The 25,897-nt window shown below is 69.9% G+C and carries 26 protein-coding genes; 13 read left to right on the forward strand and 13 right to left on the reverse strand.

What is annotated here, in order from left to right:
- Positions 1–205: 205 nt before the first annotated feature.
- From ACFC1J_RS14580 to ACFC1J_RS14590, 3 genes are all read right to left on the reverse strand, one after another.
- Positions 206–880: a hypothetical protein gene (locus tag ACFC1J_RS14580; protein WP_375907407.1), complete on the reverse strand. Its 675-nt coding sequence runs from the start codon at positions 878–880 to the stop codon at positions 206–208.
- A gap of 495 nt (positions 881–1,375) precedes the next feature.
- On the reverse strand, positions 1,376–2,449 hold the full coding sequence (ychF, locus tag ACFC1J_RS14585; protein WP_375907410.1) for a redox-regulated ATPase YchF: 1,074 nt from the start codon (positions 2,447–2,449) through the stop codon (positions 1,376–1,378).
- Positions 2,450–2,480: 31 nt separating this feature from the next.
- Positions 2,481–3,221, reverse strand: a complete 741-nt coding sequence (locus ACFC1J_RS14590) for a class I SAM-dependent methyltransferase (protein WP_375907413.1) — start codon at positions 3,219–3,221, stop codon at positions 2,481–2,483.
- 79 nt (positions 3,222–3,300) lie between these two features.
- Here ACFC1J_RS14590 and ACFC1J_RS14595 point away from each other — a divergent pair, with 79 nt between their 5' ends.
- Together ACFC1J_RS14595 and ACFC1J_RS14600 are read left to right on the forward strand one after the other, a co-directional pair.
- Positions 3,301–3,903 carry a 3'-5' exonuclease gene (locus ACFC1J_RS14595; RefSeq protein WP_375907416.1) on the forward strand — a complete coding sequence of 201 codons (603 nt, stop codon included), beginning with the start codon at positions 3,301–3,303 and terminating at the stop codon, positions 3,901–3,903.
- A gap of 65 nt (positions 3,904–3,968) precedes the next feature.
- On the forward strand, positions 3,969–5,312 hold the full coding sequence (locus ACFC1J_RS14600) for a DNA recombination protein RmuC (protein WP_375907419.1): 1,344 nt from the start codon (positions 3,969–3,971) through the stop codon (positions 5,310–5,312).
- Here the strand turns inward: ACFC1J_RS14600 and ACFC1J_RS14605 are convergent.
- Complete coding sequence (locus tag ACFC1J_RS14605; protein ID WP_375907422.1) at positions 5,287–5,499, reverse strand: UDP-N-acetylmuramyl pentapeptide phosphotransferase; 213 nt, start codon at positions 5,497–5,499, stop codon at positions 5,287–5,289. The genes ACFC1J_RS14600 and ACFC1J_RS14605 overlap by 26 nt on opposite strands.
- A 188-nt stretch (positions 5,500–5,687) precedes the next feature.
- Positions 5,688–6,680 (reverse strand): class II fructose-bisphosphatase, encoded by a 993-nt coding sequence (glpX, locus tag ACFC1J_RS14610; protein WP_375907425.1) that lies wholly within the window; start codon positions 6,678–6,680, stop codon positions 5,688–5,690.
- A 183-nt stretch (positions 6,681–6,863) separates the two neighbouring features.
- Here glpX and fbaA point away from each other — a divergent pair, with 183 nt between their 5' ends.
- Together fbaA and ACFC1J_RS14620 are read left to right on the forward strand one after the other, a co-directional pair.
- Positions 6,864–7,892 carry a class II fructose-bisphosphate aldolase gene (gene fbaA / locus ACFC1J_RS14615; RefSeq protein WP_375907428.1) on the forward strand — a complete coding sequence of 343 codons (1,029 nt, stop codon included), beginning with the start codon at positions 6,864–6,866 and terminating at the stop codon, positions 7,890–7,892.
- Positions 7,893–8,413: 521 nt separating this feature from the next.
- A complete protein-coding gene (locus tag ACFC1J_RS14620) occupies positions 8,414–9,007 on the forward strand; it encodes a DUF4822 domain-containing protein (protein ID WP_375907431.1) in 594 nt (197 codons plus the stop codon).
- A gap of 57 nt (positions 9,008–9,064) precedes the next feature.
- Here ACFC1J_RS14620 and ACFC1J_RS14625 read toward each other — a convergent pair whose 3' ends face one another.
- On the reverse strand, positions 9,065–9,619 hold the full coding sequence (locus ACFC1J_RS14625) for a DUF6264 family protein (RefSeq protein WP_375907434.1): 555 nt from the start codon (positions 9,617–9,619) through the stop codon (positions 9,065–9,067).
- Positions 9,616–10,629, reverse strand: a complete 1,014-nt coding sequence (locus ACFC1J_RS14630) for a 4-hydroxy-3-methylbut-2-enyl diphosphate reductase (RefSeq protein ID WP_375907760.1) — start codon at positions 10,627–10,629, stop codon at positions 9,616–9,618. The genes ACFC1J_RS14625 and ACFC1J_RS14630 overlap by 4 nt, the downstream gene beginning before the upstream one ends.
- Before the next feature lie 131 nt (positions 10,630–10,760).
- Here ACFC1J_RS14630 and xseA point away from each other — a divergent pair, with 131 nt between their 5' ends.
- The 6 genes from xseA to ACFC1J_RS14660 all read left to right on the forward strand — a co-directional run bounded on the left by xseA (position 10,761) and on the right by ACFC1J_RS14660 (position 17,595).
- On the forward strand, positions 10,761–12,095 hold the full coding sequence (gene xseA / locus ACFC1J_RS14635; protein WP_375907437.1) for an exodeoxyribonuclease VII large subunit: 1,335 nt from the start codon (positions 10,761–10,763) through the stop codon (positions 12,093–12,095).
- A 15-nt stretch (positions 12,096–12,110) separates the two neighbouring features.
- Complete coding sequence (locus ACFC1J_RS14640; RefSeq protein ID WP_375907763.1) at positions 12,111–12,365, forward strand: exodeoxyribonuclease VII small subunit; 255 nt, start codon at positions 12,111–12,113, stop codon at positions 12,363–12,365.
- On the forward strand, positions 12,362–13,015 hold the full coding sequence (locus tag ACFC1J_RS14645) for a DUF4245 family protein (RefSeq protein WP_375907439.1): 654 nt from the start codon (positions 12,362–12,364) through the stop codon (positions 13,013–13,015). Before ACFC1J_RS14640 ends, ACFC1J_RS14645 begins: the two co-directional genes overlap by 4 nt.
- On the forward strand, positions 13,012–13,665 hold the full coding sequence (locus tag ACFC1J_RS14650; RefSeq protein WP_375907442.1) for a carbonic anhydrase: 654 nt from the start codon (positions 13,012–13,014) through the stop codon (positions 13,663–13,665). Before ACFC1J_RS14645 ends, ACFC1J_RS14650 begins: the two co-directional genes overlap by 4 nt.
- 40 nt (positions 13,666–13,705) lie before the next feature.
- Complete coding sequence (locus ACFC1J_RS14655; RefSeq protein WP_375907445.1) at positions 13,706–15,100, forward strand: class II fumarate hydratase; 1,395 nt, start codon at positions 13,706–13,708, stop codon at positions 15,098–15,100.
- A gap of 305 nt (positions 15,101–15,405) precedes the next feature.
- Positions 15,406–17,595, forward strand: a complete 2,190-nt coding sequence (locus ACFC1J_RS14660; RefSeq protein ID WP_375907447.1) for a hypothetical protein — start codon at positions 15,406–15,408, stop codon at positions 17,593–17,595.
- Between the two features lie 58 nt (positions 17,596–17,653).
- On the opposite strand, the gene ACFC1J_RS14665 is transcribed toward ACFC1J_RS14660, so the two are convergent.
- From ACFC1J_RS14665 to ACFC1J_RS14675, 3 genes are all read right to left on the reverse strand, one after another.
- Positions 17,654–18,973 (reverse strand): PhoH family protein, encoded by a 1,320-nt coding sequence (locus ACFC1J_RS14665; RefSeq protein ID WP_375907766.1) that lies wholly within the window; start codon positions 18,971–18,973, stop codon positions 17,654–17,656.
- Positions 18,974–19,174: 201 nt separating this feature from the next.
- Entirely contained in the window at positions 19,175–20,299 is a 1,125-nt protein-coding gene (locus ACFC1J_RS14670) for an aminotransferase (protein ID WP_375907450.1), read from the reverse strand.
- 48 nt (positions 20,300–20,347) lie between these two features.
- Positions 20,348–21,133, reverse strand: coding sequence for an isoprenyl transferase (locus ACFC1J_RS14675; RefSeq protein ID WP_375907452.1), 786 nt, complete (start codon positions 21,131–21,133; stop codon positions 20,348–20,350).
- Positions 21,134–21,226: 93 nt separating this feature from the next.
- Between ACFC1J_RS14675 and ACFC1J_RS14680 the strand changes: the two genes are divergently transcribed.
- Entirely contained in the window at positions 21,227–21,964 is a 738-nt protein-coding gene (locus ACFC1J_RS14680) for a hemolysin III family protein (RefSeq protein ID WP_375907455.1), read from the forward strand.
- Between the two features lie 22 nt (positions 21,965–21,986).
- Here ACFC1J_RS14680 and ACFC1J_RS14685 read toward each other — a convergent pair whose 3' ends face one another.
- A complete protein-coding gene (locus tag ACFC1J_RS14685) occupies positions 21,987–22,250 on the reverse strand; it encodes a hypothetical protein (protein WP_375907458.1) in 264 nt (87 codons plus the stop codon).
- Positions 22,251–22,342: 92 nt separating this feature from the next.
- Here ACFC1J_RS14685 and ACFC1J_RS14690 point away from each other — a divergent pair, with 92 nt between their 5' ends.
- Positions 22,343–22,729, forward strand: a complete 387-nt coding sequence (locus ACFC1J_RS14690; RefSeq protein ID WP_375907461.1) for a DUF4307 domain-containing protein — start codon at positions 22,343–22,345, stop codon at positions 22,727–22,729.
- A gap of 94 nt (positions 22,730–22,823) precedes the next feature.
- Positions 22,824–23,312 carry a transcription elongation factor GreA gene (gene greA / locus ACFC1J_RS14695; RefSeq protein WP_045272181.1) on the forward strand — a complete coding sequence of 163 codons (489 nt, stop codon included), beginning with the start codon at positions 22,824–22,826 and terminating at the stop codon, positions 23,310–23,312.
- A gap of 79 nt (positions 23,313–23,391) precedes the next feature.
- On the opposite strand, the gene ilvA is transcribed toward greA, so the two are convergent.
- Positions 23,392–24,627, reverse strand: a complete 1,236-nt coding sequence (ilvA, locus tag ACFC1J_RS14700) for a threonine ammonia-lyase (RefSeq protein WP_375907464.1) — start codon at positions 24,625–24,627, stop codon at positions 23,392–23,394.
- Positions 24,624–25,820 carry an AI-2E family transporter gene (locus tag ACFC1J_RS14705; protein WP_375907466.1) on the reverse strand — a complete coding sequence of 399 codons (1,197 nt, stop codon included), beginning with the start codon at positions 25,818–25,820 and terminating at the stop codon, positions 24,624–24,626. The genes ilvA and ACFC1J_RS14705 overlap by 4 nt, the downstream gene beginning before the upstream one ends.
- Positions 25,821–25,897 lie beyond the last annotated feature (77 nt).

Consider the following 25,897-nt stretch of genomic DNA (forward strand, 5'->3'; position numbering starts at 1 on the left):
TTATTTTCCCCGGCCGGCGGGGGTCTGTAACAAATGCACAACCGGGTTTGCTGAACTGCTTACCCCCCGGGCCCCAAAATCGCGCCCCAAAATAACCCCCCCCCCCCCCCCCCCCCGGGCGCAGCGGTAGTGCTACTCCGGAGGGTCTTCTGACGGGACAGAATTCTTCGACGAGTCGTGCTCTGAAGCGTCGATCGAAGAGAGGTCAGCCGTGAAGCACTTCCTCTTTGCTGAGAGAATCGAAGATGAGATTCGGAATCGCGTGCTCTCCCACGATCAGGGTGAACTTCCGGGCTGTGTCCGTGGTGAGGCCCGACACGATCACGGTCGGCGGCCCACCATCGATTCCGCAGTTGGTGGCCATCAGCGACTCCGGTCTGACGATCTCCGCGATCAGGCAGAGCTTGCCGTCGTCAGCGCGTTCTCCGGACCAGACGTTCGCTCCTTGAATCTCCCCGAAGTAGTGCAGGCTCCCTTCCCTGAAGTCGGCGTGTGTAGCGGGTTGCGCTGAGATCGACTGAGCTTGTGTCGCAAGGATTGCATGGCTGATGTATCCGCCGATGAAACTGACCACGACAGCGAGCACTCCCCCAACGACTGCCCTTGTGTACGCCCGCGCCGAGCGTCGCCGGCTGACTGCATTGGGCGACGGCGCGGATGTCTGACTGTCTGCGGAATCCTGGATCATATGGGGGTCACGAAACTCCCCTGCACGGTCTTCTTCGCCGCGGCTGTCACCCATCGACGACGAATCGAGGTTCTTGTCGGCGTTGAGGAGTCGGAACAACTGGTCGGTATCAGCCTTCGAAGCATTACCACCGGCGGAGAACACTCGGCGTTGCAGGCGATCGAGCTCGTCATCCTCAGGCTGCGTCGTCATAGATAGATGCTATGGGATCCTTACGAATTAGCTGAGACATCCCCTGCACTGCGAGTGGCTGCCCGACCGGGCTGCCACCCAGGATGAACCGAAGGAAGTTCATGCGAAAGATTGCGGTACAACGTCGTCGACGGCACCTACGACAGTCAGCAAATAGGGCGAGCATCCTGACGCGCCAGGAGGTCGTAGCTCACGCGACTGCGCTTCCGATCGCATTTTGAGACGCATCGATATTTGAAACACCAGAACTGCGCGGTTCGGCGCCACATCATCGATTCGTATCGCCCCGCTGCACGGTTGATTGGCACTCAATACGCGCTGATCACCGCTGATTTCTGAGACAACGAGAATCCGACCCAAAGGGCCGGATAAAAGCGAGTTCCGCGTCATCACCGCTTCGGGCAGCCGTCGGCCTCACTTGCAGATGCAGGATCGGAACGCGAGCCCACTTCATCCAATGAAGTGAAACTAAAAATCCCTGATCAGGAGCTGAATCTAAACGTTGAACCGGAACTCCACCACGTCGCCGTCCTGCATGACGTAGTCCTTGCCCTCCAGGCGCGCCTTGCCCTTGGAGCGGGCCTCGACCACGGATCCGGTGTCCACGAGATCCTGGAACGAGATCACCTCGGCCTTGATGAAGCCCTTCTCGAAGTCGGTGTGGATCACACCTGCCGCCTGAGGAGCCTTGTCGCCCTTGTGGATCGTCCAGGCGCGCGCTTCCTTCGGGCCTGCCGTGAGGTAGGTCTGCAGGCCCAGGGTGTCGAACCCGATGCGGGCGAGCTGGTCGAGGCCCGACTCGTCCTGGCCGGTGGAGGCGAGGAGCTCCGCGGCATCCTCGGGATCCAGGTCGATGAGCTCGGACTCGATCTTCGCGTCCAGGAAGATCGCCTGCGCCGGGGCGACGAGAGCGGCGAGCTCCGCCTTGCGGGCAGCGTCCATGAGCACGGCCTCGTCGACGTTGAAGACGAAGATGACCGGCTTCGAGGTCAGCAGGCCCAGCTCCTTGATCGGAGCCAGGTCGATCCCGCTCGTGGAGAGCAGCTGGCCGCGCTCGAGCGAGTCCTTCGCAGCGTTGGCGGCCTCGAGCACGGAGGCGTCGGTCTTGCGGCCGCGCACCTCCTTCTCGATGCGCACGATCGCCTTCTCGAGGGTCTGCAGGTCGGCGAGCATGAGCTCGGCGTTGATCGTCTCGAGGTCGTTCTTCGGGTCGATCGCACCGTCCACGTGCACCACGTCGTCGTCCGCGAAGCCGCGAACGACCTGCGCGATCGCGTCGGCCTCGCGGATGTTCGCGAGGAACTGGTTGCCCAGCCCCTCCCCCTCACTCGCGCCGCGCACGATGCCCGCGATGTCGACGAACGACACCGTCGCGGGCAGGATCCGCTCGCTGCCGAAGATCTCGGCGAGCGCGTTCAACCGTGCGTCGGGCAGGTTCACCACGCCGACGTTCGGCTCGATCGTCGCGAACGGGTAGTTCGCCGCGAGCACGTCGTTCTTGGTGAGGGCGTTGAAGAGGGTGGACTTGCCGACGTTGGGCAGTCCTACGATTCCGATGGTGAGAGCCACGGGGTACGAGTCTACCGGGGCCGGCCCTGGCTCAGGATCCGCGGATCGCGCGATAGGCGGCCGTCACGTACGGCATCGACAGCGTCGCGCCCTCGGCGAGGCCAAGCTCGTCGAACAGGTCGTCCATGGCCTGCGCGATCCGCGCCTTCTCCTCGGGCGGCGACGTGATGATCATGCTGCGCGAGCTCGCCATCGCGTGCAGCTCGGCGCGCGTCATCTCCCGGGCCCATTCCCAGCGCCGTTCTTCCAGCTCACCGAACGGTGCGGCGACGCGCACGGCGTTGTCGCCGATCATCTCCTCCGCCGCGCTGCCGCCCATGATCTCGGTCAGCCGTCGCACCCACTCGGTGCGGTCGTCCCGCACGTTCCAGATGAGCCCGAGCACGCCGCCGGGCCGCACCACGCGGCCGATCTCGGCGGAGGCGGGGACGGGATCCACCCAGTGCCAGGCCTGGCCGAGGGTGGCGGCGTCGGCGACGGCATCAGCCAACGGCAGCGCCTCCGCGGTGCCCGTGACCGCCTCGACCCCGGGCGTCTTCTCCCGCAGGGCCTCGAGCATCTGCGGATCCGGATCCACGGCCGTCACACCCGTGCCCCCGAGGGCGAGCACGGCGCGGGTGAGCTTGCCGGTCCCCGCACCGATGTCGACGACGGCCCTGTCGCCCTCCGCCAGCGGCTCCAGCAACCAGGCGACCGCGTCCGACCGGTACTCCGGTCGTCCCTTCTCATAGCTGCCCGTCTCGGATCCGAAGCTCGTCGCACGTTCGACCATGCTTCGACACTACGCCCGGATCCGGTCCGTCCCGGCGCGCCTGAGCCGCACCGCCGCCTCCCCGGCGGAGGGTGGATGCGTGGCACTGGACTTCACCGCGATCGACTTCGAGACGGCGAACTCCTCCCCGGCCTCCGCGTGTGCGGTGGGCCTGGTCCGCGTCAGGGACGGCATCGTCGTCGCACAGACGGGCTGGCTGATCCGCCCGCCGGCAGGTCACGACACCTTCCAGGAATGGAACGTGCGGATCCACGGCATCGAGGCGCATGAGGTCGCCGACGCCGACGGCTGGAGCGAGCAGCTCGACCGGCTCTGCGCGTTCGCCGGCGCCGACGTGCTCGTCGCCCACAACGCGGGCTTCGACCTGAACGTGATCCGCCGCGCCTGCGAGGCCACCGGAGACGAGTGCCCTCCGTACCAGTCGCTCTGCAGCCTGAGCGTCGCACGCAAGGTCTACGACCTCGACTCCTACAAGCTCCCGGTCGCCGCGGCCGCCGCCGGCTTCGGCGCGTTCCCGCACCATGACGCCTTGGCCGACGCACGCGCCTGCGCGCAGATCGTGATCGACGCGGCCCGGCGCACGGCGTCGGGCACGGTGCAGCAGCTCGCCGACGCGATCGGCGTGCGCCTCGGCGACCCGCTCGCTCCCGCCGCGCCCGCGAAGGTGCGCGCCGCAGCCTGACGCCGTTCCGGCCGCCCCCGGCCTCGCTCTCCTGCGATGTCGGTGGCCCCGCCCATGATGGACGCATGGACGCGCTCGCACTGCTCATCGCCGCACTCACCGCCGTGGCGGGCCTCGCCGTGGGTTGGTTCCTCGGCCGCAGCCGGGGCGCCGCCGACCTCGCCCGCGCCGACGCCGAGCTCGCCGTCGTGCGCGAAGACAGGGACAGGCAGAACGACCTGTACCGGGACGCCGTCGAGCACGCGCGCCGTGAGCAGCACGACGCCGCGGAACGTGTCCGCCAGGAGAACGCCGTGCTCACGGCTCTCGCCCCGGTGCGCGAGAGCCTGCACCGCATGCAGCAGACCGTGACCGTGCTGGAGCGCGAGCGGCACGCCCAGTTCGGCCAGCTCAGCGAACAGCTGCGGCGCACCGAGGAGAGCGGAGAGGCCCTGCGCTCCACGACCGAGTCGCTGGCCGGCGCGCTGCGCTCGACGTCCGCGCGCGGCGTGTGGGGCGAGACCCAGCTGCGCCGCGTGGTGGAGGCCGCGGGCCTCACCCGGCACGTCGACTTCGACCTGCAGGCCACGATCCACTCCGATGCGGGGCACGGCCGCCCCGACATGGTGATCCGTCTCGCGGGCGGGGCATCGATCGCGGTGGACGCGAAGGCCCCGCTCGACGCGTTCCTCGCCGCGGGGGCACTCGGATCCGACGACCCGCAGCGGCGCTCCCTCATGCAGCAGCACGTCAAGGCCGTGCGCGCGCACATCGACGCGCTCGCCAAGAAGGCCTACTGGTCGGGCCTCGAGGTGAGTCCCGAGTTCGTGATCTGCTTCCTGCCCACCGAATCGCTGCTGTCCGCGGCCCTCGACGAGGATCCGGCCCTGCTCGACTACGCCTTCAACAAGCGAGTCGCGCTGGCCACCCCGGTGAATCTGTGGGCCGTGCTGAAGACCGTCGCCTACACCTGGAAGCAGCAGGAGCTCTCCGCCGAGGCAGCCGTGCTCCTCGATCTCGGCACCCAGCTCTACGACCGGCTCGGTGTGCTCGCCGGCCACGCGGACGACCTGCGCCGCGCGCTCGAGCGCACGGTCGACAGCTACAACCGTTTCGCCGGATCCCTGGAGAGCCGCGTGCTCGTGACGGCCCGCCGCTTCCCCGGCGTGGATGCGGACGCCCTCACCGCTCCCGCGACGTTGACCAGCGCGACGCGACGGTTCACCGCCGACGAGCTGACGTCATCCGCGGACGCAGACCACGCGGAGGGGATCCGTGCGGACCTCGGCGAACTGCGTGCCCGTCTGAGTGGTCAGGACCCCGATGCTGCTGCGTCGATCGAGCGAGACTTCGATCGCACCGAGCACGACGATCCGGCCGACCCTGAGGCCGAGCAGGAGGAGGTCACGCGCTCCCGGGAACCCCGCTGAGCAGGGCGACGACCGTGGCGGAGAACAGCACGAAGGCGCCGATCATCCACCAGGCGCTGATCTCGTGGCCCTCTTCGCGGCGAACGCGGAAAAGAACGTCGGTGCGGCGAGCGGCATCCATCTCGATGATCTTGACGGATCCGGTGTCGGTGACCGTCTCCTGGCGGTAGATCTTCTCCGCAGCCATCGTCCACGCTCCCCTGCTTCGCATTCCGAACTGCGCTGAATGCGCCGTGCACGCCGGTCGGCGCCTCCTCCATTGTGACAGGTGACGCCGAGAACAAGCGGAATGCGATCAGGTCGTTACCGACGGACCTCCGCAGAGGGCCGCGGCGGCCCCGGCTCCTTCGGGAGGCCAGCACCGCCGGGCCACGCTCAGAGCCACTTGGAGACGAGGTGCTCCGAGGCGATACGGCGCAGAGTGCCGGAGGCGCTGCGCAGCACGACGCTCTCGGTGTAGAGGTAGTCGCCGTCGCGCCGGACGCCGGCGACGAGCTGGCCGTCCGTCACCCCGGTGGCGACGAAGATCGTGTTGTTGCCGCTCACCAGGTCATCGGCCTCGTAGACCTTGTCCATGTCGAGGCCCGCGTCGATACCGCGCTGACGCTCGTCGTCGTCGCGGGGCCACAGCCGGCCCTGGATGTGCCCGCCGAGCGCCTTGATCGCGCACGCCGTGACGATCCCCTCGGGGCTTCCGCCGACGCCGATGCACATGTCGGTGCGCGCGGCGTGCCGGGCCGCGTTGATACCGCCTGCGACATCGCCGTCGCTCATCAGACGCGTACCTGCGCCGGCGTCGCGGATCTCCTGGATGAGCTGCTCGTGACGCGGGCGGTTCAGCACCGAGACCACGATCTCGTCGACCGGCTTGCCGAGGGCGCCGGCCAGACGCTTGATGTTCTCCGCGACGGGGAGGCGGATGTCGACGACGCCGACACCGGCGGGGCCCGTGACGAGCTTGTCCATGTAGAACACACTCGAGGCGTCGAGCATGGTGCCGCGATCGGAGACCGCGATCACCGAAAGCGCGTTCTGGCGACCGGCCGCGGTCAACGAGGTGCCGTCAATCGGATCCACGGCGATGTCGCACTGCGGGCCGGTCCCGGATCCGCTGCCGACGTGCTCCCCGTTGAAGAGCATGGGGGCGTTGTCCTTCTCACCCTCGCCGATGACCACCCGGCCGTCGAAGTCGACGGTGCCGAGGAAGGCGCGCATCGCGTCGACGGCGGCGCCGTCGGCCGCCTCCTTCGCGCCGCGGCCGATGAACGGGACGGCGCGGATCGCCGCGGCCTCCGTCGCACGGACGAGCTCCAGTGCGAGGTTGCGGTCGGGGCTGAGGGGGCTGAGATCGGCTGTGAGGCTCACCATGCCCCCAGCGTAGGGGCGGGTCGGTTACGGATCCGCAGATTTCCGCGCCGAGAAACCGAAAGATCCACGCTTCTTTACCAGGCCGAAGATCCGCCTTCCCGGGCCCGTCGTCACGCGCTCTGAATCGCCGATCCTGCGGCGCTAGAGTGGCACCGACCCCCGTCGTCCAGCACAGGAGAAGCCATGCCCGTTGCCACCCCGGATCAGTACGCCGAGATGCTCGACCGCGCGAAGGCAGGCGGCTTCGCCTACCCGGCCTTCAACGTCTCCAGCTCGCAGACCATCCACGCCGTGCTGCAGGGTCTGACCGAGGCCGGCTCCGACGGCATCATCCAGGTCACCACCGGCGGCGCCGACTACTTCGCCGGCCAGACCGTCAAGGCCCGCGCCACCGGCGCGCTCGCCTTCGCGAAGTTCGCCACCGAGGTCGCGAAGTCCTACCCGGTCACGGTCGCGCTGCACACCGACCACTGCCCGAAGGACGCCCTCGCCGGCTTCGTGGAGCCGCTCATCGCCGCTTCCGAGGAAGAGGTCAAGGCGGGCCGCAACCCCATCTTCCAGTCGCACATGTGGGACGGCTCGGCCGTGCCGCTCGCGGAGAACATCGAGATCGCCCGCGACCTCCTCCCCCGCATGAAGGCGATCAACGCGATCCTCGAGGTCGAGATCGGCGTCGTCGGCGGCGAGGAGGACGGCGTCGCGCACGAGGGCTCGAACGAGGCGCTCTACACGACGTTCGCCGATGTCGACCAGGCCGTGCAGGCGCTGGGCCTCGGCGATCAGGGCCGCTACATCGCCGCGCTCACCTTCGGCAACGTGCACGGCGTCTACAAGCCGGGCGGCGTGAAGCTCCGCCCCGAGCTGCTCGGCGAGATCCAGCAGCAGGTCGCCGCGAAGTACGGCACGGGCGCCAAGCCGCTCGACCTCGTCTTCCACGGCGGGTCCGGCTCGACCGACGCGGAGATCGCCCTCGCGGTCGCGAACGGCGTCGTGAAGATGAACATCGACACCGACACCCAGTACGCGTTCACGCGCTCGATCGCCGGGTACATGTTCAGCAACTACGACGGCGTCCTGAAGGTCGACGGCGAGGTCGGCAACAAGAAGGTCTACGACCCGCGTGCCTGGGGCAAGGTCGCCGAGACCGCGATGGCGCAGCGCGTCATCGAGTCGACGCGCCAGCTCGGCTCCTACGGCCAGTCGAAGAGCTGACCACCGGCACAGCCGCACCGGCATCCAGGAGCGCCGCGGGGATCCGTCCCCGCGGCGCTCCTGTCGTCTGCGGGTCAGCCGCCCGAGTTCACCCCGACGTCGACCCGTGGCCGATGTCCTGGCGCAGGATGACGGTGCCCGCGGCGTTGCGGATCTCGACGGTGCGGATGTCGGACAGCGGCTGCGCGGTCCCCGCCGAGAGCGTGGCCGTGCGGCCGGGATCCGCCTTCCAGGTCGAGAGGTCGGTGCTCTTCCCGTCGTCGCCGACGACCGTGAGGACGTACGTCCAGCCGACATCTGGAGGTCGGCGAGCGCGTCCTCGATCAGCATCGCGTCGAACAGCCGGTCCGTGACGTCGCCCGAGACCCGCTCCGGGACCCCCGTATCGTCGCTGCGCCCTCCCTGGAACCGTTCGGTCCGTCCGGACGGCACCCGGCGCGGAGGGATCATCCGGTCGGCGATGCCCGAAGTAGCCGATCGGATGATGCGGCGGCGGGGTCCGGATTCCTAGCGTGAAGGACATGAACATCTCGCTCTCCCGCACGCTCATCGCCGCCTCGACCATCGCCCTCGCCGCCGTCGCCATCGTCCCCCCGACAGCCGCCGCGGCAGCCCCGTCCGCGGCAGTCTCCGCGCCCTTCGCGAAGAAGGTCCTGACCCCGTCCGAGACGCTGGCGTCCACCCCGTGGAAGACGACGAGCGCACGCGACGCCCAGGGCGGTCGCGTCGCATTGGACGACCCGGCCGTGTCGAACTTCGTGGGCTGGGCCTACTTCCAGGCCGACGGCACGTTCACGATGTACAACCTCGACGACAGCCCGAAGATGCACGGTGACTGGAGCGTCGCGGCCGATGGCTCGTCACGCTGGATCGCGGCCAAGGATGCGAACGGCGCCGTGCTGTTCCAGCGCGTCGTGCCGATCATGCAGCTCGACAAGAACGTCTTCACCTACCGCGTGTACCCGAACGCGGCCGACCAGAGCGTGTACTACGACATCGTGCACACCAGGACGAACCACGTCGAGCCCGGCACGGACGGTCGCGGTCCCGGCGCGCACGGCGGCCACGGCAGCGGGAACGGCGACCACCACTTCAACAACGGCAACGCGCACTGATCCCGGATCGAGAAGAGCCCGGTCCCGCAGGGGCCGGGCTCTTCTCGTCGAAAGGGCTTACTTCTGCAGCTGCCCGTTGAAGTAGGAGATCACAGCCGGGTCCGCGAAGAACGGCACCATCAGGCAGAACGCCGCCAGCATCCCGAACACGATGCCGCCCGCGACCGGGAGCCACCACGTGAGCCTGCCGCGCCGCAGTCGGGCCACAGTCCAGGCGGCGGTCGCGATCCAGCCGACGATCAGCACGACGCCGGCGACGATGCCCCAGGTGCGCGCCGGCCCGAAGTTCGAGAACGTGCCGGAGATCCCCATCGTCTGCATCATCGTCGTCAGGAGCGAAGACGGGTTGAGGTAGGTGAGGACCGTGGTGATCACGTTCCAGAGCCCGTAGGCGAGCAGCGCGATCGACGCCATCCGATCGACCGGGTGCGCCGGACGCTCCCCCGCGGCCTCCGCAGGAGTCACCGGCTGGACGGCGGAAGGCGCCGTCGGCGGAGTGTGCACGACGGGCGGCGGCAGCGGCCGTCCCGCTCGCCTGCTCTGCTCCTCGGGGGTCGCGTACTCGCCGAAGGCGGGCCGGCGCGGCTGCTCCACGGAACCGGAGTCGGTCATCGGCTGCGTCCGCCCAGGGCCCGCTCGTCACGCTGGCCGGAGACGTCCTGGCGCAGCTCCTTCGGCAGCGAGAACATCAGGTCCTCCTCCGCCGTGCGCACCTCCTCGACGTCGCCGTATCCAGCCTCGGCGAGCGCCTGCAGGACCTCCTGGACGAGCACCTCCGGCACGGACGCGCCGCTCGTCACCCCGACCGTCGTGACGCCGTCGAGCCACTCCTGTCGCACCTCGTCCGCGTAGTCCACGCGGTATGCGGCCTTCGCGCCGTACTCGCGCGCCACCTCGACCAGGCGCACGCTGTTGGAGGAGTTGGCGGATCCGACCACGATCACCAGATCCGCGTCGGCGGCGACCTTCTTGATCGCGACCTGGCGGTTCTGGGTGGCGTAGCAGATGTCGTCGGACGGCGGATCCTGCAGCTCGGGGAAGCGCGTGCGCAGCCGGTTCACGGTCTCCATGGTCTCGTCGACCGAGAGCGTGGTCTGGGAGAGCCAGACGACCTTGGACGGGTCGCGCACCTCGACGGTGTCGGCCTCGGCCGGGGAGTTCACCACGGTGACGTGGTCCGGCGCCTCGCCGGCGGTCCCCTCGACCTCTTCGTGGCCGTCGTGGCCGATGAGCAGGATCTCGAAGTCGTCCCGGGCGAAGCGCACCGCTTCGCGGTGCACCTTGGTCACCAGCGGGCAGGTCGCGTCGATCGCGTGCAGATGGCGATCCTCCGCGGCGGAGACGACCATCGGCGAGACGCCGTGAGCGCTGAAGACGACATGCGAGCCCTCGGGGATCTCGTCCACCTCATCGACGAAGATGGCGCCCTGCTCCTCGAGCTCGGTGACCACGTGGATGTTGTGCACGATCTGCTTGCGCACGTACACGGGGGCGCCATAGCGCTGCAGGGCCTTCTCGACAGCGACCACGGCGCGGTCGACGCCGGCGCAGTAGCCGCGCGGGGCGGCGAGCAGCACACGCTTGCGCCCGTCGACGGGACGGTCCTGGAGCGGCTCGCGCACGGCCGTGGGGCGGCGACGGGGGATCTGCGGCACGGGCAGCGCGACGGGTGAACTCACGCCCCGATTCTACCGGCGGCGTCCTGACAGCCGGCCGGGATCCGGCAGATGCCCCTTGCTACGCTGGGGAGGCGATGACCGTCTTCGAAGCCGCCTCCGTGCCCGGTGAGGCCCCGCCCGCCGATTCCGTCGCACCGCGGGAGTCCTCCGCGGACGCCCCGACGTCGATCGCAAGGCTGAACGCCACGATCCGCGACTTCGTGGCGCAGTGGGGCACGGTCTGGGTCGAGGGCGAGATCACGAGCTGGAACGTACGCGCCGGCAACGTCTTCGCGCGTCTCAAGGACACCCGCTCCGACGCGCAGATCTCGATCCGGGTGTGGTCGAGCGTGCGGGCGCGGATCCCCGCCGACCTCGCAGTGGGCGACCACGTGGTCGCGGCGGTCAAGGCCGATTACTTCGTCAAGGCCGGCGACTTCAGCTTCACGGTCTCGGCGATGAAGCACGTCGGCCTCGGCGACCAGCTGGAGCGCCTCGAGCGGCTGCGCGCACAGCTGCGCCAGGAGGGTCTCTTCGACCCCTCCCGCAAGAGGCCGCTCCCCTTCCTCCCCCACCTGATCGGACTGATCACGGGCGAGAACTCCGACGCCGAGAAGGACGTGCACCGCAACGCCGAGCTGCGCTGGCCGCAGGTGCGCTTCCGCACCGTGCACGCCGCGGTGCAGGGCGACCGCTGCGTGCCGGAGACCCTCGCCGCGCTCAAGGTGCTCGACGCGGATCCCGATGTCGACGTCATCGTCATCGCGCGCGGCGGCGGGGATCCGCAGACCCTCCTCGGCTTCAGCGACGAGCGCCTGGTGCGGGCGGTCGCTGCGGCGGCGACACCCGTGGTCAGCGCGATCGGCCACGAGAACGACCATCCCCTGCTGGACGACGTGGCGGACCTCCGCGCCTCGACCCCCACCGACGCCGCCAAGCGCGTCGTGCCCGATGTCGGCGAGCAGCGCGCGCTCGTCGCGCAGCTGCGGGCACGCGCCACGTCCCGGGTGTCGCAGCGCATCGCGCACGACATCGCCCAGCTCGAACAGCTGCGGTCACGACCCGTACTGCGGGATCCGGAGCCGCTCATCGAGCGCCGCGCGCAGGAGGTGTGGCTGCTCGCGGCCCGCGCCCGCGACACGCTGGGACGCGCGGTCGACACCGCGGGGAGGCGCACGGCGGAGCTGCGCGCCTCGCTGCGCGCGCTGTCGCCGGCCGCCACACTGGCCCGCGGATACGCGATCGCGCATCGAGACGACGGCGTGATCGTGCGCGACGCCGCCGACGCCCCCGCGGGCACCGCGCTGACCCTCACCGTCGACCGCGGCTCGCTCCGCGCCGTGTCGGAGGGGGAGATCGCCGAGTCGCGCGACGCCGAAGTCTCCGCGGGAGGCTCCGCACCGGCCGAGGGCTCCGACGCGCGCCGTTAGGATGGAGGCGTGACTGTGTCGAACGAGCCGTCCGCCTCCGCAGGGAGCTCTGCGACGACCGTCGCCGATCCCGCCGCTCTCAGCTTCGAGCAGGCGAGAGACGAGCTGGTCCGCGTCGTCGCCGAACTCGAGCAGGGAGCCCCGACGCTCGAGCAGTCCCTCACCCTGTGGGAGCGCGGCGAGGCGCTCGCCGCGCGCTGCGAGGAATGGCTTCTCGGCGCGAAGCGCCGCCTGGACGCGGCCCGCCCCTCCGAGGGGGACGCGCGATGAGCCGCACCCCGAAGCACGCCCCGGTCGTGGCCGAACTCGGCCGGCCGGAGACCGCGCAGGAGACCGCGGACCGCAAGGCGGCCTCCTCCGCCGCCTACCGCTCCAGCCAGACGTTCCGCGGCCTCATCGCCGCCCTCATCGCGACCGTCGGGGTCGTCCTGCTGATCGTGCTCATCGTGCCGCGCGGCGACTTCACGGGATCCAACGCCGTGGACCTTCCCGCCGCCGCCAAGAACGCGCAGAGCACCCTGAACCGTCCGGTGCTGCTGCCGACCCCGCCCAACAACTGGCGGGTCAACAAGGCCGTCCTGATCGACGGCAAGCCCGTGGTGTGGGACATCACGGTCGCCCCCCAGGCGGACGATGCCCGCGGGTACGCGCACGTCGCGCAGGCGTTCGACGCCGACGCGGACTGGGCCGCCACCCCGCTGCGCGGCACGTCCTCGAAGGGCACGGTGAAGATCGGCGGGCGCTCCTGGGACGAGTATGTGATCCCGAACCCCGACTCGGCCGCGAACATCAACTACGCGCTCGGCACCCAGGTCGGCAAGGACTACGTCCTCGTCTACGGCGCGCTGGGCAAGGCCGGCACGGCGGAGCTGGTCGCCAAGATCAGCCCCCAGATCGACGAACTCGAAAGCGGACGATGACCGACGTCACCACGCTGACCCCCGACGAGGCCTGGCAGCTCATGAGCGAGGGGAACCGGCGCTTCGTCGCGGGCGATCCCGAGCACCCCAATCAGGACGTCGGCAAGCGCCACGAGCTCGTGGACGGCCAGGCGCCGCTCGCGACCCTGTTCGGCTGCTCCGATTCGCGCCTCGCCGCCGAGATCATCTTCGACAAGGGCCTCGGCGACCTGTTCGTGGTGCGCAACGCCGGGCAGGTGCTCGGCGAGTCGATCGTCGCGAGCCTCGAGTACGCCGTGGCGATCCTCGGCGTTCCGCTCATCGTGGTGCTCGCGCACGACAGCTGCGGCGCCGTGCGCGCCGCGATCGACGGCACCGCGATCGACGCCGCTCCGCTCCCCCCGCACATCTGGCGGCTCGTCGCCCCGATCGTGCCGGCCGCGCGCAAGGTGCTCGCCGAGCAGGGCGGATCCACGGTGGCCGAGATCGACGCCGAACTCGTGGGACAGGAGCACCTGCGCAACACCGTGCGCGACCTCCTGCAGTCCTCGGAGCTGATCGCCCAGGCCGTCGCCGACGGCAAGCTGGGCATCGTCGGCGCCAACTACCGGCTGAACGATGGCACGGCCGTGCCCGTCGTCACCGTGGGCCTCAGCGACGCCCACGCCTGAACATCCCCCTCATCACCCCGTCACATCTGGAGGAACAGCAGTGACCGACAGCCACTACCGCATCGAACACGACACCATGGGCGAGGTGCGCGTGCCCGTGAACGCTCTGTACGGGGCGCAGACGCAGCGCGCCGTGGAGAACTTCCCGGTCTCGGGCACGGGCCTGGAGTCGACGCAGATCGCAGCTCTCGCCCGGATCAAGAAGGCCGCCGCGCTCGCCAACAAGGAGCTCGGAACCCTCGACGGCGCCATCGCCGACGCGATCGCCCAGGCGGCGGACGAGGTCGCCGCCGGCAGCCACGACGGCGAGTTCCCGGTCGACACGTACCAGACCGGATCCGGCACGTCCTCGAACATGAACATGAACGAGGTGCTCGCTACCCTCGCGACCCGCATCCTGGGCGCGACCGTGCACCCGAACGACCACGTGAACGCCTCGCAGTCGTCGAACGACGTGTTCCCGACCTCGGTGCACATCGCCGTCACCCAGGCGCTCATCGACACCCTCATCCCCTCGCTCGACCACCTCGCGGTCGCGCTCGAGGCGAAGGCGGAGCTGTGGAAGGACGCGGTCAAGTCCGGCCGCACCCACCTCATGGACGCCACCCCGGTCACCCTCGGCCAGGAGTTCGGCGGCTACGCCCGCCAGATCCGCCTCGGCATCGAGCGCGTGCAGGCGGCCCTCCCCCGCGTCGCCGAGGTCCCCCTGGGCGGCACCGCGGTCGGCACCGGCATCAACACCCCGCTCGGCTTCCCGCAGAAGGTCATCGCGCTGCTCGCGGCCGAGACCGAGCTGCCGATCACCGAGGCGAAGGACCACTTCGAGGCGCAGGCCAACCGCGACGGTCTCGTCGAGGCCTCTGGCGCGCTGCGCACGATCGCGGTCTCGCTGACCAAGATCAACAACGACCTGCGCTGGATGGGATCGGGCCCGAACACGGGTCTCGGCGAGCTGCACATCCCCGACCTGCAGCCGGGCTCCTCGATCATGCCGGGCAAGGTCAACCCCGTCATCCCCGAGGCCGTGCTGATGGTGTGCGCCCGCGTGATCGGCAACGACGCGACGGTCGCCTGGGCCGGCGCCTCCGGCTCGTTCGAGCTGAACGTCGCGATCCCCGTCATGGGCACCGCGCTGCTCGAGTCGATCCGCCTGCTCTCCAACGCCGTGCGCGTGCTCGCCGACAAGACGGTCGACGGCCTGCAGGCCAACGTCGAGCGCGCGGCCGCCTTCGCCGGCATGAGCCCGTCCATCGTCACGCCGCTGAACAAGCTCATCGGCTACGAGGCCGCGGCCAAGATCGCCAAGCACGCCGTCGCCAAGGGCATCACCGTCCGCGACGCCGTGATCGACCTCGGCTACGTCGAGCGCGGCGAGCTCACCCTCGAGCAGCTCGACGCCAAGCTCGACCTGCTGTCGATGACGCACGCCGGCTGAGCCGGATCCACTCGCGCAGAAGCCGCGGTCCCCTCGGGGCCGCGGCTTCCGTCTTCTACACAGCCGGTCTCCGTAGACGACCCGGAGCGCCGCTCGGTCCGCACAGATGCGGATCTCAGACGTTTCTTCACCGGTTCCGTCTTCCGCGTCCCACGCTCTCGGCGACATCGGCATCCTCGTCCTAGCTGAGAGGAGCGACGAAGATGCGGCGCAAGACGGAGTACAGGATGATCGATGACCGGAGACGATCGCGGGAAAGACGGAGCGGTCTGCGGGCCATAGCCGCCGTGGCACTGGCCCTGTCCATGGCCATCACAGCGGTGACGCTCGCGCCGATGGCGGGGGCCGTGTCGTCGGTCGGCCCCGGTGTAGGTGGCCCTCACGGACACATCGGCGCCACGGTCGAGCCGGGAATCGGCAACGTGTACTGCATCGACAGCAGCCTGGACATCTCGTTCGGACGGGGCATCGTGAGCGACACGATCGTGTCGTCCGTGCCCGCGCGTGCCGGAGTGGTCGGTGCCATCGACGCCGGCCCCGACGCGGTCAGGGGCATGAACTTCATCGCCAGCACATGGGGAGGCACGAGTGATGACGTGACGGCCGCCGCTGTCGGGATCGCCACCATGGCGTTTGTGAAGGCGGGAGGCTTCGCCACGGCGGCCTCGTACACGACTCGGAGCGACGTCATCGAACGCGCGCGCAGCATGTACGACCAGGCACAGGGCATCATCGACGCGGGGGATGGCGAAAGCGCAAGCGGAGAGGTCACCCTCACAATCGACCCCTCGGACGACTACCGTGGCCGCTTGCGGGTCGCCGCGACGGTTCCGGCGACAGGCACCCTCACGCTGACGAACGGGATCTTCGCCGAGAACAACTCGGACACGCTCACGGGTGTTCGCACCGACGTCGATTACCCCATCATCGGAGTCCCGCCCACTGCCGATGGCGCGCCCTATCGGATCGGTGCGGCGAGCGCCGGGGACTTCTCCGGAGGGCAGACGTGGCCGGACCGCGTGCGGGTTCTGGACTATGGATCGAGCTACCAGCGGGTGATCACGGGAATCGGTCCGGTCGCCCTGCGCTTCCCCGTCCACGGGGAAGACCAGCGCGACCGCAGCACGACGTTCCATCCTGTCCTCACCAGCCGGACCGCCCCGGTGAGCCCGAACGGCCAGCTGAGCGATACCCTCACGTTCACCACTGCACCGGATGAGAACGGCGTGAACAACGGCTGGCCGCGAGACCTGGACGGCGCTCATCGCCTCGTGTCCTTCACCGTGACCGCGTACGCCACCGGAAGCTCGGCACCGGCCGAGAGCCCGGACGTCCCGCAGGACGCGGTGGCGGTGGGTGCCGCGACGGTGCGCGCCACGGGCCCCGGCACGACGCAGACTGTCACGATCCCGGGTACGCATCCGCAGGGCCGGTACACGTTCGTGGCATCTTACGACGAGGCTGGCACACCACCGGAGACGCGCCCCTACCTTCCCGCCGACTACGCCTGGTCCCACGCCTTCGGCATGGAGTCGGAGACCACCACGGTGCCGATGAAGATCATGCTGTCATCGAAGATCCTCTCCGACGCCGTCGGTCCTGCCGGCCGCGGAGACGACGCGGTGACCCTGAGCACGGCGGGGCCGTGGCTCGCCGATGCCGCCGGGCGGCCGATCGAGGTCGTCGCTCTCGGCCACTATGTCCATCTGCCTGCGGGTACGACGGGCGCCGCCGATGAGCTGCCCGAAGGCGCCGAGGTCCGGGGAACGGTCAGGGCCGTGTTCACGGCGTCCGGCACGCAGGAGACGATGACGCTCGAGGTCCTCTCCGGCGAGATCGCGGCCCCGGAGACGGTGGAAGGAACGATGTCCTGGCAATGGTCCATTCCGCGCGATGCGCAGACCTGGCCCGATCTGGTGATCCCGTCGCAGGAGAAGGTCGGCCTGCCCGAGCAGACGCAGCTCATCCGACTGCCACTCGTGACGACGAGAGCACAGTCCGACGTCGACTGGGGAGGCACCGCCACGGACACCGCCATCGTCACCGGCCCCCTTCCCGGCACAGGAGCCGTCACGGTGCGCTGGGAGGCGTTCCGAGGTCCTGACGGCGCGTCGGACCTGACCTCGGTCTGCACTCCGGAGAACCGCCTCCCGCTGGACGGCACGCCAGTCGCCGTCACGACGACTCCTGGCGAGTACCAGAGCCCTGCGGTTCAGGACGTGCGATTCCCGGTCGTGTGGCAGGAGATCGCGACCTGGATCCCGTCCTCGGGCGCGCCTGTCGACTACCATCGCGGCGAGTGCGGCGTGCCGCACGAGATCAGCACACCCGCGCCGCCGGAAGCCAGCGCACCGGCTTCGCGACTCGCGGCCACGGGCGGCGGCGCTGCGACGAGTGCGCTCTGGCTCGCCGGAGGTCTCGGCGCCGGGGGGCTGGCCGCCTTGCTGCTCGCGATGAGGCTCCGTCGCGCACGGCGATCATCCCTCGCCCGTTAGCGGCAGCGCTCCGCCCTGGCACGGACCGGTCTCACCGGCCCGCGCCAGGGCGTGTGCGTCAGCTGAGCTCGCCGCCCTCCAGCAGCTCCGTGACGAGGGCGGCGATCGCGGAGCGCTCGGAGCGCTGCAGGGTGACGTGGCCGAAGAGGCTGTGGCCCTTCAGCGTCTCGATCACGCTCGCGATGCCGTCGTGGCGGCCCACCCGCAGGTTGTCGCGCTGGCCCACGTCGTGAGTGAGCACCACGCGGGAGTTCTGCCCCATGCGGCTCAGCACCGTGAGCAGCACGTTGCGCTCGAGCGACTGCGCCTCGTCGACGATCACGAAGGCATCGTGCAGCGAGCGCCCTCGAATGTGGGTGAGCGGGAGGACCTCGAGCATGCCGCGCTCGACGACCTCCTCCATGACGTTGCCGGAGACGACGGATCCGAGGGTGTCGAAGACCGCCTGTCCCCAGGGGCTCATCTTCTCGTCCTTGTCGCCGGGCAGGTAGCCGAGCTCCTGGCCGCCGACGGCGAACAGCGGACGGAACACGATGATCTTCTTCTGCTGCTGCCGCTCCAGCACCGCCTCCAGCCCCGCGCAGAGTGCGAGGGCCGACTTACCGGTACCGGCACGGCCGCCGAGCGAGACGATGCCGACGTCGGGGTCGGTCAGCAGGTCGATCGCGATGCGCTGCTCGGCCGAGCGGCCGTGCAGGCCGAACACCTCGCGGTCGCCGCGGACCAGGGAGTACTCGCCGTCTCCGGTGACCCGGCCGAGAGCGGAGCCGCGCTCCGAGTGGATGATGAGGCCCGTGTTCACCGGGAGCCCGATCGCCTCCTCGCTCGTGCCGACCTCGCTCTCGTAGAGGTCGCTCATCTCATCGCCGGAGAGCGAGATCGAGCTGATCCCGGTCCAGCCCGAGTCCACGGCCTGCTCGGCGAGGTACTCCTCCGCGTTGATGCCGAGGGAGGCCGCCTTGACACGCATCGGCAGGTCCTTCGAGACGACGGTGACGTCCTGCCCGTCCTGGGAGAGGTGCATCGCGACGGCGAGGATCCGGCTGTCGTTGTCGCCGAGGCGGATGCCGCTGGGCAGCACCGTCTGGTCGGAGTTGTTCAGCTCGACGCGCAGGGTGCCGCCGTCGCCGATCGGGACCGGGAAGTCGAGCCGGCCGTGCTCGACGCGCAGCTCATCGAGGTGGCGCAGCGCGCGCCGGGCGAAGTACCCGAGCTCGGGATCGTGACGCTTGCCCTCCAGCTCGCCGATCACGGCGACCGGCAGGACGATGGAGTGCTCGGCGAAGCGGAAGAACGCCTGCGGATCCGAGAGCAGCACGGATGTGTCGAGCACGTAGGTCTTCAGATCCTGATCGAGCGTTGCACCCCCTTCGCTCACGGCGCTGGTGCGGGTGGTGCTCTTCAGTGCGGTACGTGCGGCCACAACGCTCTCCCGACCCGGGAATTCCCGGTACTAGGCGAGTCGACCAGGGCCACGAGTCGCGATCCTTGAGGCCGACTCGATCGGACGCCGTGTCCGATGCCATGAACGTACGACTCCCCACCGACATCGCGCAGGAAGGACACGCCCTCTGCACGGTTAAGGGCGGGTTAACTCTCCGGCGTCGGCGAGGGCGGCGTCGAACAGACCGAGCGTCTCCGCGGTCGTGCCGGCATGCGGCGCCACGCGCACCGCCCCCGACCGCACCGTGACCTGGATGCCGGCCGCGGAGAGCGCGTCGCCGATCCGCTGCGGATCCGCGGGCGCGAGCACCACGATGCCGGCGCGCTCCGCGGGCGCCCGCAAGGACGCCACTTCGATCCCGTGCCGATCGGCGATGTCGAGCACCGCGTCGACGTTGCGGGACAGTCGCGCCGCGACGGCGCCGACCCCGACGTCCCGGATCTCGGCGGCGGCGGCCGCGAGGCGTCCCGCCGCGAGCGGATCCGGTGCGCTGACCGCGTAGGCCTGCGCCGAGAGTGCCGGATCCGGCAGCGCGTCGGTGGGTAGGCCCGCGGCGGCAGTCGCGATCCGGCCGCTGAGCACCGGGCGGATCCGCTCGCGGGCGCGATCCGTGAAACGCGCGAAGCCGGTGCCGCGTCCCGCCCGCAGCCACTTGTAGCCGTGACCGACCACGACGTCGGCGACCGCCCAGTCCTCGTCCACGACGCCGAACGACTGCACCGCATCGACGATGAGCAGCCGGTCCTCGCCGAGTGCCTCGCGGAGCGCGGGGAGGTCGGCGCGGTACCCGGAGCGGAAGTCGACATGGCTCACGACGAGCGCGGTCACGGCGGGGTCCAGCGCATCGGTGACGGCCGCGGCCGTCACCCGCGTGCCGGCCGGCGTGATCCAACGCGGTGCGAGTCGCCCGTCCGACGCGGCCGCGGCGCGCTCGAGCGTGATCGTGACGCTCGGGAACTCGGCCGCGGAGGCGATCACCGTGCCCTCGAGGCCGGCGAGCGCCTGCTGCAGCGCGTGCGTCGAGGAAGGATGGACCGTGACCTCCTCCTGAGCGGATCCGAGGAGCCCCGCCACGGCCGCCTGCGCCTCCGCGGTCCGCCCCGCCGTCGCCGCGATGCCCTCCGCGCGCCCCGTCGCGAGCAGATCCGCGTCCGAGACCAGGGCGGCGCGCGCGGCCGGGGACATCGGCCCGAACGCGGCCCAGTTCAGATACCCGGGATCCTCACCGAACGTAGCGGTGTAGTCGTCGATCGCACCCATCTCGCCAGTGTGACACGCGGTGCAGGCACTCCCGAGGTCGCACGCCGCTCAGCGGCCGAAGCGGCGGTCGCGGTCCGCATAGTCGCGGACGGCGCGGAGGAAGTCGACCTGGCGGAGGTCGGGGCCGAGGGCCTCGACGAAGTAGAACTCGCTGTGCGCGCTCTGCCACAGCAGGAAATCGCTGAGCCTCTGCTCGCCGCTCGTGCGGATGACGAGATCCGGATCCGGCTGGCCGCCGGTGTACAGGTGCTCGCCGATCATCTCCGGGGTGAGGTTGGCCGCGAGGTCTTCCAGCGTGCCGCCGGACGCGTCGTGCTGCGCGAGGATCGAGCGCACGGCGTCGACGATCTCGTTGCGCCCGCCGTAGCCCACCGCGAGGTTCACGTGCAGTCCGGTGTGATCCCGGGTGCGCTCCTCGGCCTCGGCCAGCACCCGCGCGAGCTCTGCGGGCAGGATGTCCGCGCGCCCCACGTGCTTGACCCGCCAGTTGCCCTCGCGGGAGAGACTGTCGGCGAGTTCCCCGATGATCTCGATGAGGTCGGCGAGCTCCGCGGAATCGCGCTTGCCCAGGTTGTCCGCGGAGAGCAGGTAGAGGGAGACCACCCGGATGCCGAGCTCATCGCACCAGCCGAGGAACTCTCGCATCTTCGCGGCCCCCGCCCTGTGGCCGTGCGCGGGAGTCGCGTAGCCGAGCTGACGAGCCCAGCGGCGGTTGCCGTCGATCATCATCGCGATGTGGTGCGGCATCGTCGCCGGATCCAGCCGCCGCCGCAGGCGTCGGGAGTACAGCCGATAGAGGGGACCGTTCCCTGGCTGCTCGGACCGTGCGCTCACTCCCCTACGCTACCGCGCGGACGCGATCCGGCCGGCATGTCACACAGGGGTTATGTACGGTTTTCGGCATGGGCGGACGCCTAGAGTTCAACCATGCGCAGAGCGACCCGATCCGCTGCACCCGATGTCCCCCAGCTGCCTCTCCTGGAGGCGGCCGAGTTCGACGCGCAGGTCGAGATCAAACCGACCTGGCGGGGCTGGATCCACGCCGGCACGTTCCCCGTCGCGATCGCGGCCGGGATCGTGCTCATCGCGCTCGCCCACGGCACGGTCGCGAAATGGGCCGCCGTGGTCTTCATGATCACCTCGCTGCTGCTGTTCGGCAACTCAGCGCTGTACCACCGCTTCAACTGGAAGCCCAGGACCAAGTCGATCCTGAAGCGCATCGATCACGCGAACATCCTGCTGCTGATCGCCGGCACCTACACGCCCCTCGCAACACTCGCGCTCCGGCCGGAGAAGGGCGTGCTCCTGCTCGTGCTGGTGTGGTCGGGAGCCCTCCTGGGGATCCTGTTCCGGGTCTTCTGGATCAACGCCCCGCGCTGGCTGTACGTCGCGCTCTACCTGCTGCTCGGCTGGGCGGCGATGATGTACATCGTCGATCTGGTCAACGCCAACGTCGCGATGATGGTGCTCGTCTGCGTCGGCGGCCTGCTCTACACCGGCGGCGCCATCGTCTACGCGCTGAAGAAGCCCAACCCGTGGCCGGGGAAGTTCGGCTTCCACGAGATCTTCCACGTGTGCACCGTGCTGGCATTCCTCTGCCATTGGACGGCGTGCCTGCTCATCTCACTGGCACCGCTGCAGCCGTCGCTGGGCCTTCCGGGCTGAGCCGACCGACTCGTCGGAGTCGTCAGGACTTCGGCGCGCCCGCGTCGCCCTCGCCGTCGGCGGCACCGCCCTGGGCGGCTTCTTCGGCGTCGAGCTCGGCACGCACCTCTTCGCGGTAGCGCACGCGACGGATCCGTCGCTGCATGTCCCAGATCAGGAGGGCCGCAAAGACGACGATCACCGCGACGATCACGAAGCCCACGGGGCCCGGGGTGACCAGGTTGGGGTCGACCGTCGGGGTCGGAGTGGGGGTCGCCGCGGCAGCGGCAAGGATCGCCTCGATCATCTCTCAGCCTTTCTGGGCACGGCCCGTTCGGGCCCCGGGCCTCCCGCGGGATAACCTGGAACCTCAAGCCTAACGATCGGAAGCACCCCGCCGTGACGACCCCCGCCCAGCTCGACGAGCGCTACGGCCGCGGACCCCGCCGCCGCCTGCCGATGATCCTCGCGATCGCGGCCACGGCGATCGTCGTCGGCGTCTTCGGCTGGTGGACCTGGCAGGGCTCCGCGGACACCGTCGACGTCACGGGAACGGGATTCCACCTCGTCGACGATCACAGCGTGACCGTGACCTTCCAGATCACGGCGCCCACGAACCGGCCCGTGCACTGCATCGTGGAGGCGCAGGACGAGGAGTTCGGAATCGTGGGCTGGCGACTCGTCTCCTACCCCGCTTCGGAGAAGCACTCCAGGGCGTTCACGGAGCATGTCCCGATCGTCTCGGCCGCGACGACGGGTTTGGTGAACTCCTGCTGGGTGTCTTAGGCTCATCGTGTTGATCGACGCCCCGGCAGGAGCCGGGGCGTCTTGGCATATCCGGGACGTTCCGTTCCCGGATCCGATTCGCAAGGAGTTCGCCGTGTCGAACGACGCACAGGTCCCCTTCCTCACGCAGGAGGCGTACGACCGTCTGGTCGCGGAGCTGGAGAACCTCTCCACGGTCGGCCGCGAGGAGATCGCCAAGCGCATCGAGCTCGCGCGCGAAGAAGGCGACCTCAAGGAGAACGGCGGCTATCACGCCGCCAAGGACGAGCAGGGCAAGATGGAGGCGCGCATCCGCACGCTCGAGCTCCTGCTGAAGTCGGCCAAGGTCGGCGAGGCCCCGGCCAGCCGCGGCATCGTCGAGCCCGGCACCGTCGTGACCGCGACCGTCGCGGGCGGCGAGGAGGTCTTCCTCCTCGGCAGCCGCGAGATCGCCGGCGGCACCGATCTCGACGTGTACAGCGAGGCGAGCCCGCTCGGATCCGCGATCCAGGGCCTCAAGGTGGGCGAGAAGACCTCGTACGAGGCGCCCAACGGCCGCTCGATCGAGGTCGAGATCCTCAAGGTCGAGACCTTCGCGGGCTGACCGCATCCTGCAGACGACGAACCCGCCGCGCCATCGAGGGCCGGCGGGTTCGTCGTTTCCGGAGGGTTGTGCCCGACCGTCAGTCCTGCACGACGATCGGCTCGAAGCCGGCCGCGCGCAGCGTGTCGAGGGTGAGCTCGGAGTGCTCCGGGCCGCGCGTCTCGACGCTGAGCTCGAGGATGACGTCGTTGATCTGCAGTCCGTGGCCGTGGCGCGTGTGCATCGCCTCGATCACGTTGGCGCCGGCGTGCGCGATGAGCTCGGACACCCGGGCGAGCTGGCCGGGGCGGTCGGGCAGCGGGATGCGCAGCGTGAGGTAGCGACCCGAGGCCGCGAGGCCGTGCGACACGACGCGTTGCAGCAGCAGCGGGTCGATGTTGCCGCCGGAGAGCACGGCCAGCGTGGTGCCGCTCGCGTGCACCTTGCCCGCCAGGATCGCCGCGACCCCGACCGCGCCCGCGGGCTCGACGACGACCTTGGCCTGCTCCAGGAGCAGCAGCAGCGCGCGGGCGATGTCGTCGTCGCTGACGGTCACGACCTCGTCGACGAGCTCCGCGATCATCGCGAACGGCACGTCGCCGGGGCGCGCCACGAGGATGCCGTCCGCGATCGTCGGCTGCGTCGTGATCTCGACCGGATGGCCCGCGGCGAGCGACGGGCCCATCGCCGCGGCGTTCTCCGCCTGCACGCCGATCACCCGCACGGTGCGGCCCTGCTCGGCCGCGCGCGCCTTGACGGCGGCGGCGACGCCCGCGATCAGTCCCCCGCCGCCGATGCCGACGAGGATCGTGTCGACGTCCGGCACGTCCTCGACGAGCTCGAGGCCGAGCGTGGCCTGGCCCGTCACGATGTCGCGGTGGTCGAACGGCGGGATCAGCACCGCGCCGGTGCGCTCGGCGAACTCCGCCGCGAGGCGCAGCGACGTGGCCACGGTCTCCCCCTCGAGCACGACCTCCGCACCGTATCCACGGGTGGCCAGCAGCTTCGGCACCGGCACGCCCATGGGCATGAAGATCGTGGCGGGGATCCCCAGCGCCTGGGCGGCCAGAGCGACGCCCTGTGCGTGGTTGCCGGCGGAGGCCGCCACGACGCCGCGACCGCGTTCCTCGGCGGTGAGCCGGGAGAGGCGGTGGACCGCACCGCGGATCTTGAACGACCCCGTGCGCTGCAGGTTCTCCATCTTCAGCATCACGGGCGAGCCCAGCACCTTCGTGAGTGCGACAGAGGGCAGCGTCGGGGTGCGCACGATCACGCCGTCCAGGCCATCCGCCGCCTGCTGGATCTCGGCGAGGGTGGGGATCGTGTCGTTCGTCATCGCTTGCTCCTTCTCCGCGCACGGGGCACGGTCTGCCAGATGTAGTCGCCGTCCGGGGCGGCACCGGTGCGCCACGCACCGGAGTTGATGGTCACGGCGGCCACGTTCACGAACGCCGCGAGCGGCACCGCGAACAGGGCGCCGGGGATCCCGGCGATCAGGGCTCCGCCGGCCACCACGAGCACCACGGCCAGCGGGTGCACCTTGACGGCGGATCCCATCAGGATCGGCTGCAGGAGGTGACCCTCGATCTGCTGCACGGCGAGCACCACGATCAGCATCCACAGCGCGATCCAGGGCCCGTTGTATACGAGGGCGAGGAACACCGCGAGCACTCCGGTGACGACCGCGCCGACGATCGGGATGAAGGATCCGAGGAAGACCAGCACGGCGACGGGGACGGCCAGCGGCACGCCCAGGAGGAACGCGCCGAGGCCGATGCCGACCGCATCGATGAAGGCGACCAGCATCTGCGTGCGCGCGTAGTTGATCACGGTGGCCCAGCCGTTGCGGGCTGCGGCGTCGACGGCCGGCCGGGACGCCGTGGGGAAGAGCTTGAGCGTCCAGGTCCAGATGCCGCCGCCGTCGGCGAGCAGGCAGAGCAGGATGAACAGCGTCAGCACGGCGCCGGTGGCGACGTGGCCGAACGTGGTGCCGACCGCGATCGCGCCGCTCTTCAGCAGCTCGCCCTGCTCGCTGAGGAAGGTCACGGCCTGGTCGAGCAGATCCTGGATCTGCGTCGCCGTCAGATGCAGCGGACCGTCGAGGAGGAACTGCTGGAACTGTTCCCACGCGGCGACGGTGCGCGTCTGCACGCCGTCCCATTGCTGCGTGATCTGCCAGACCGCGAGCCAGAGCAGGCCGCCCACGATCGCCAGCGTGCCGATGAGCGCCACCACGATCGCGAGCCAGCGCGGCCAGCGCGCCCGCAGCATGGTGCTGAACGCGGGCCAGAGCAGGGCCGTGAGCAGGATCGCGACCATCAGCGGGATGACCAGGATCTTGAAGAGCATGACCAGCCAGATCACGACGCCGAGCGCGGCCGCGATCACCAGCAGGCGCCAGGCGTAGGAGGTGGCGAGGCGTAACCCGGGCGGCAGGGATCGCTGCACGTCGTCGCGCACATCGACATGGCCGGTGACGGTGCGCTGGCGGATGAGATCGCGCAGCCGGGGCGTGCTGTCCTCGCTCATCGGCCCAGTCTACGGGCGCGGCGCCGGACGCCCGTCCGTGCGACGGCGCCGCAGACGGAGACCGCCGATGTCGATGG

It is taken from the genome of Microbacterium sp. NPDC056052 (genome assembly GCF_042266785.1).
GTDB lineage: Bacteria > Actinomycetota > Actinomycetes > Actinomycetales > Microbacteriaceae > Microbacterium.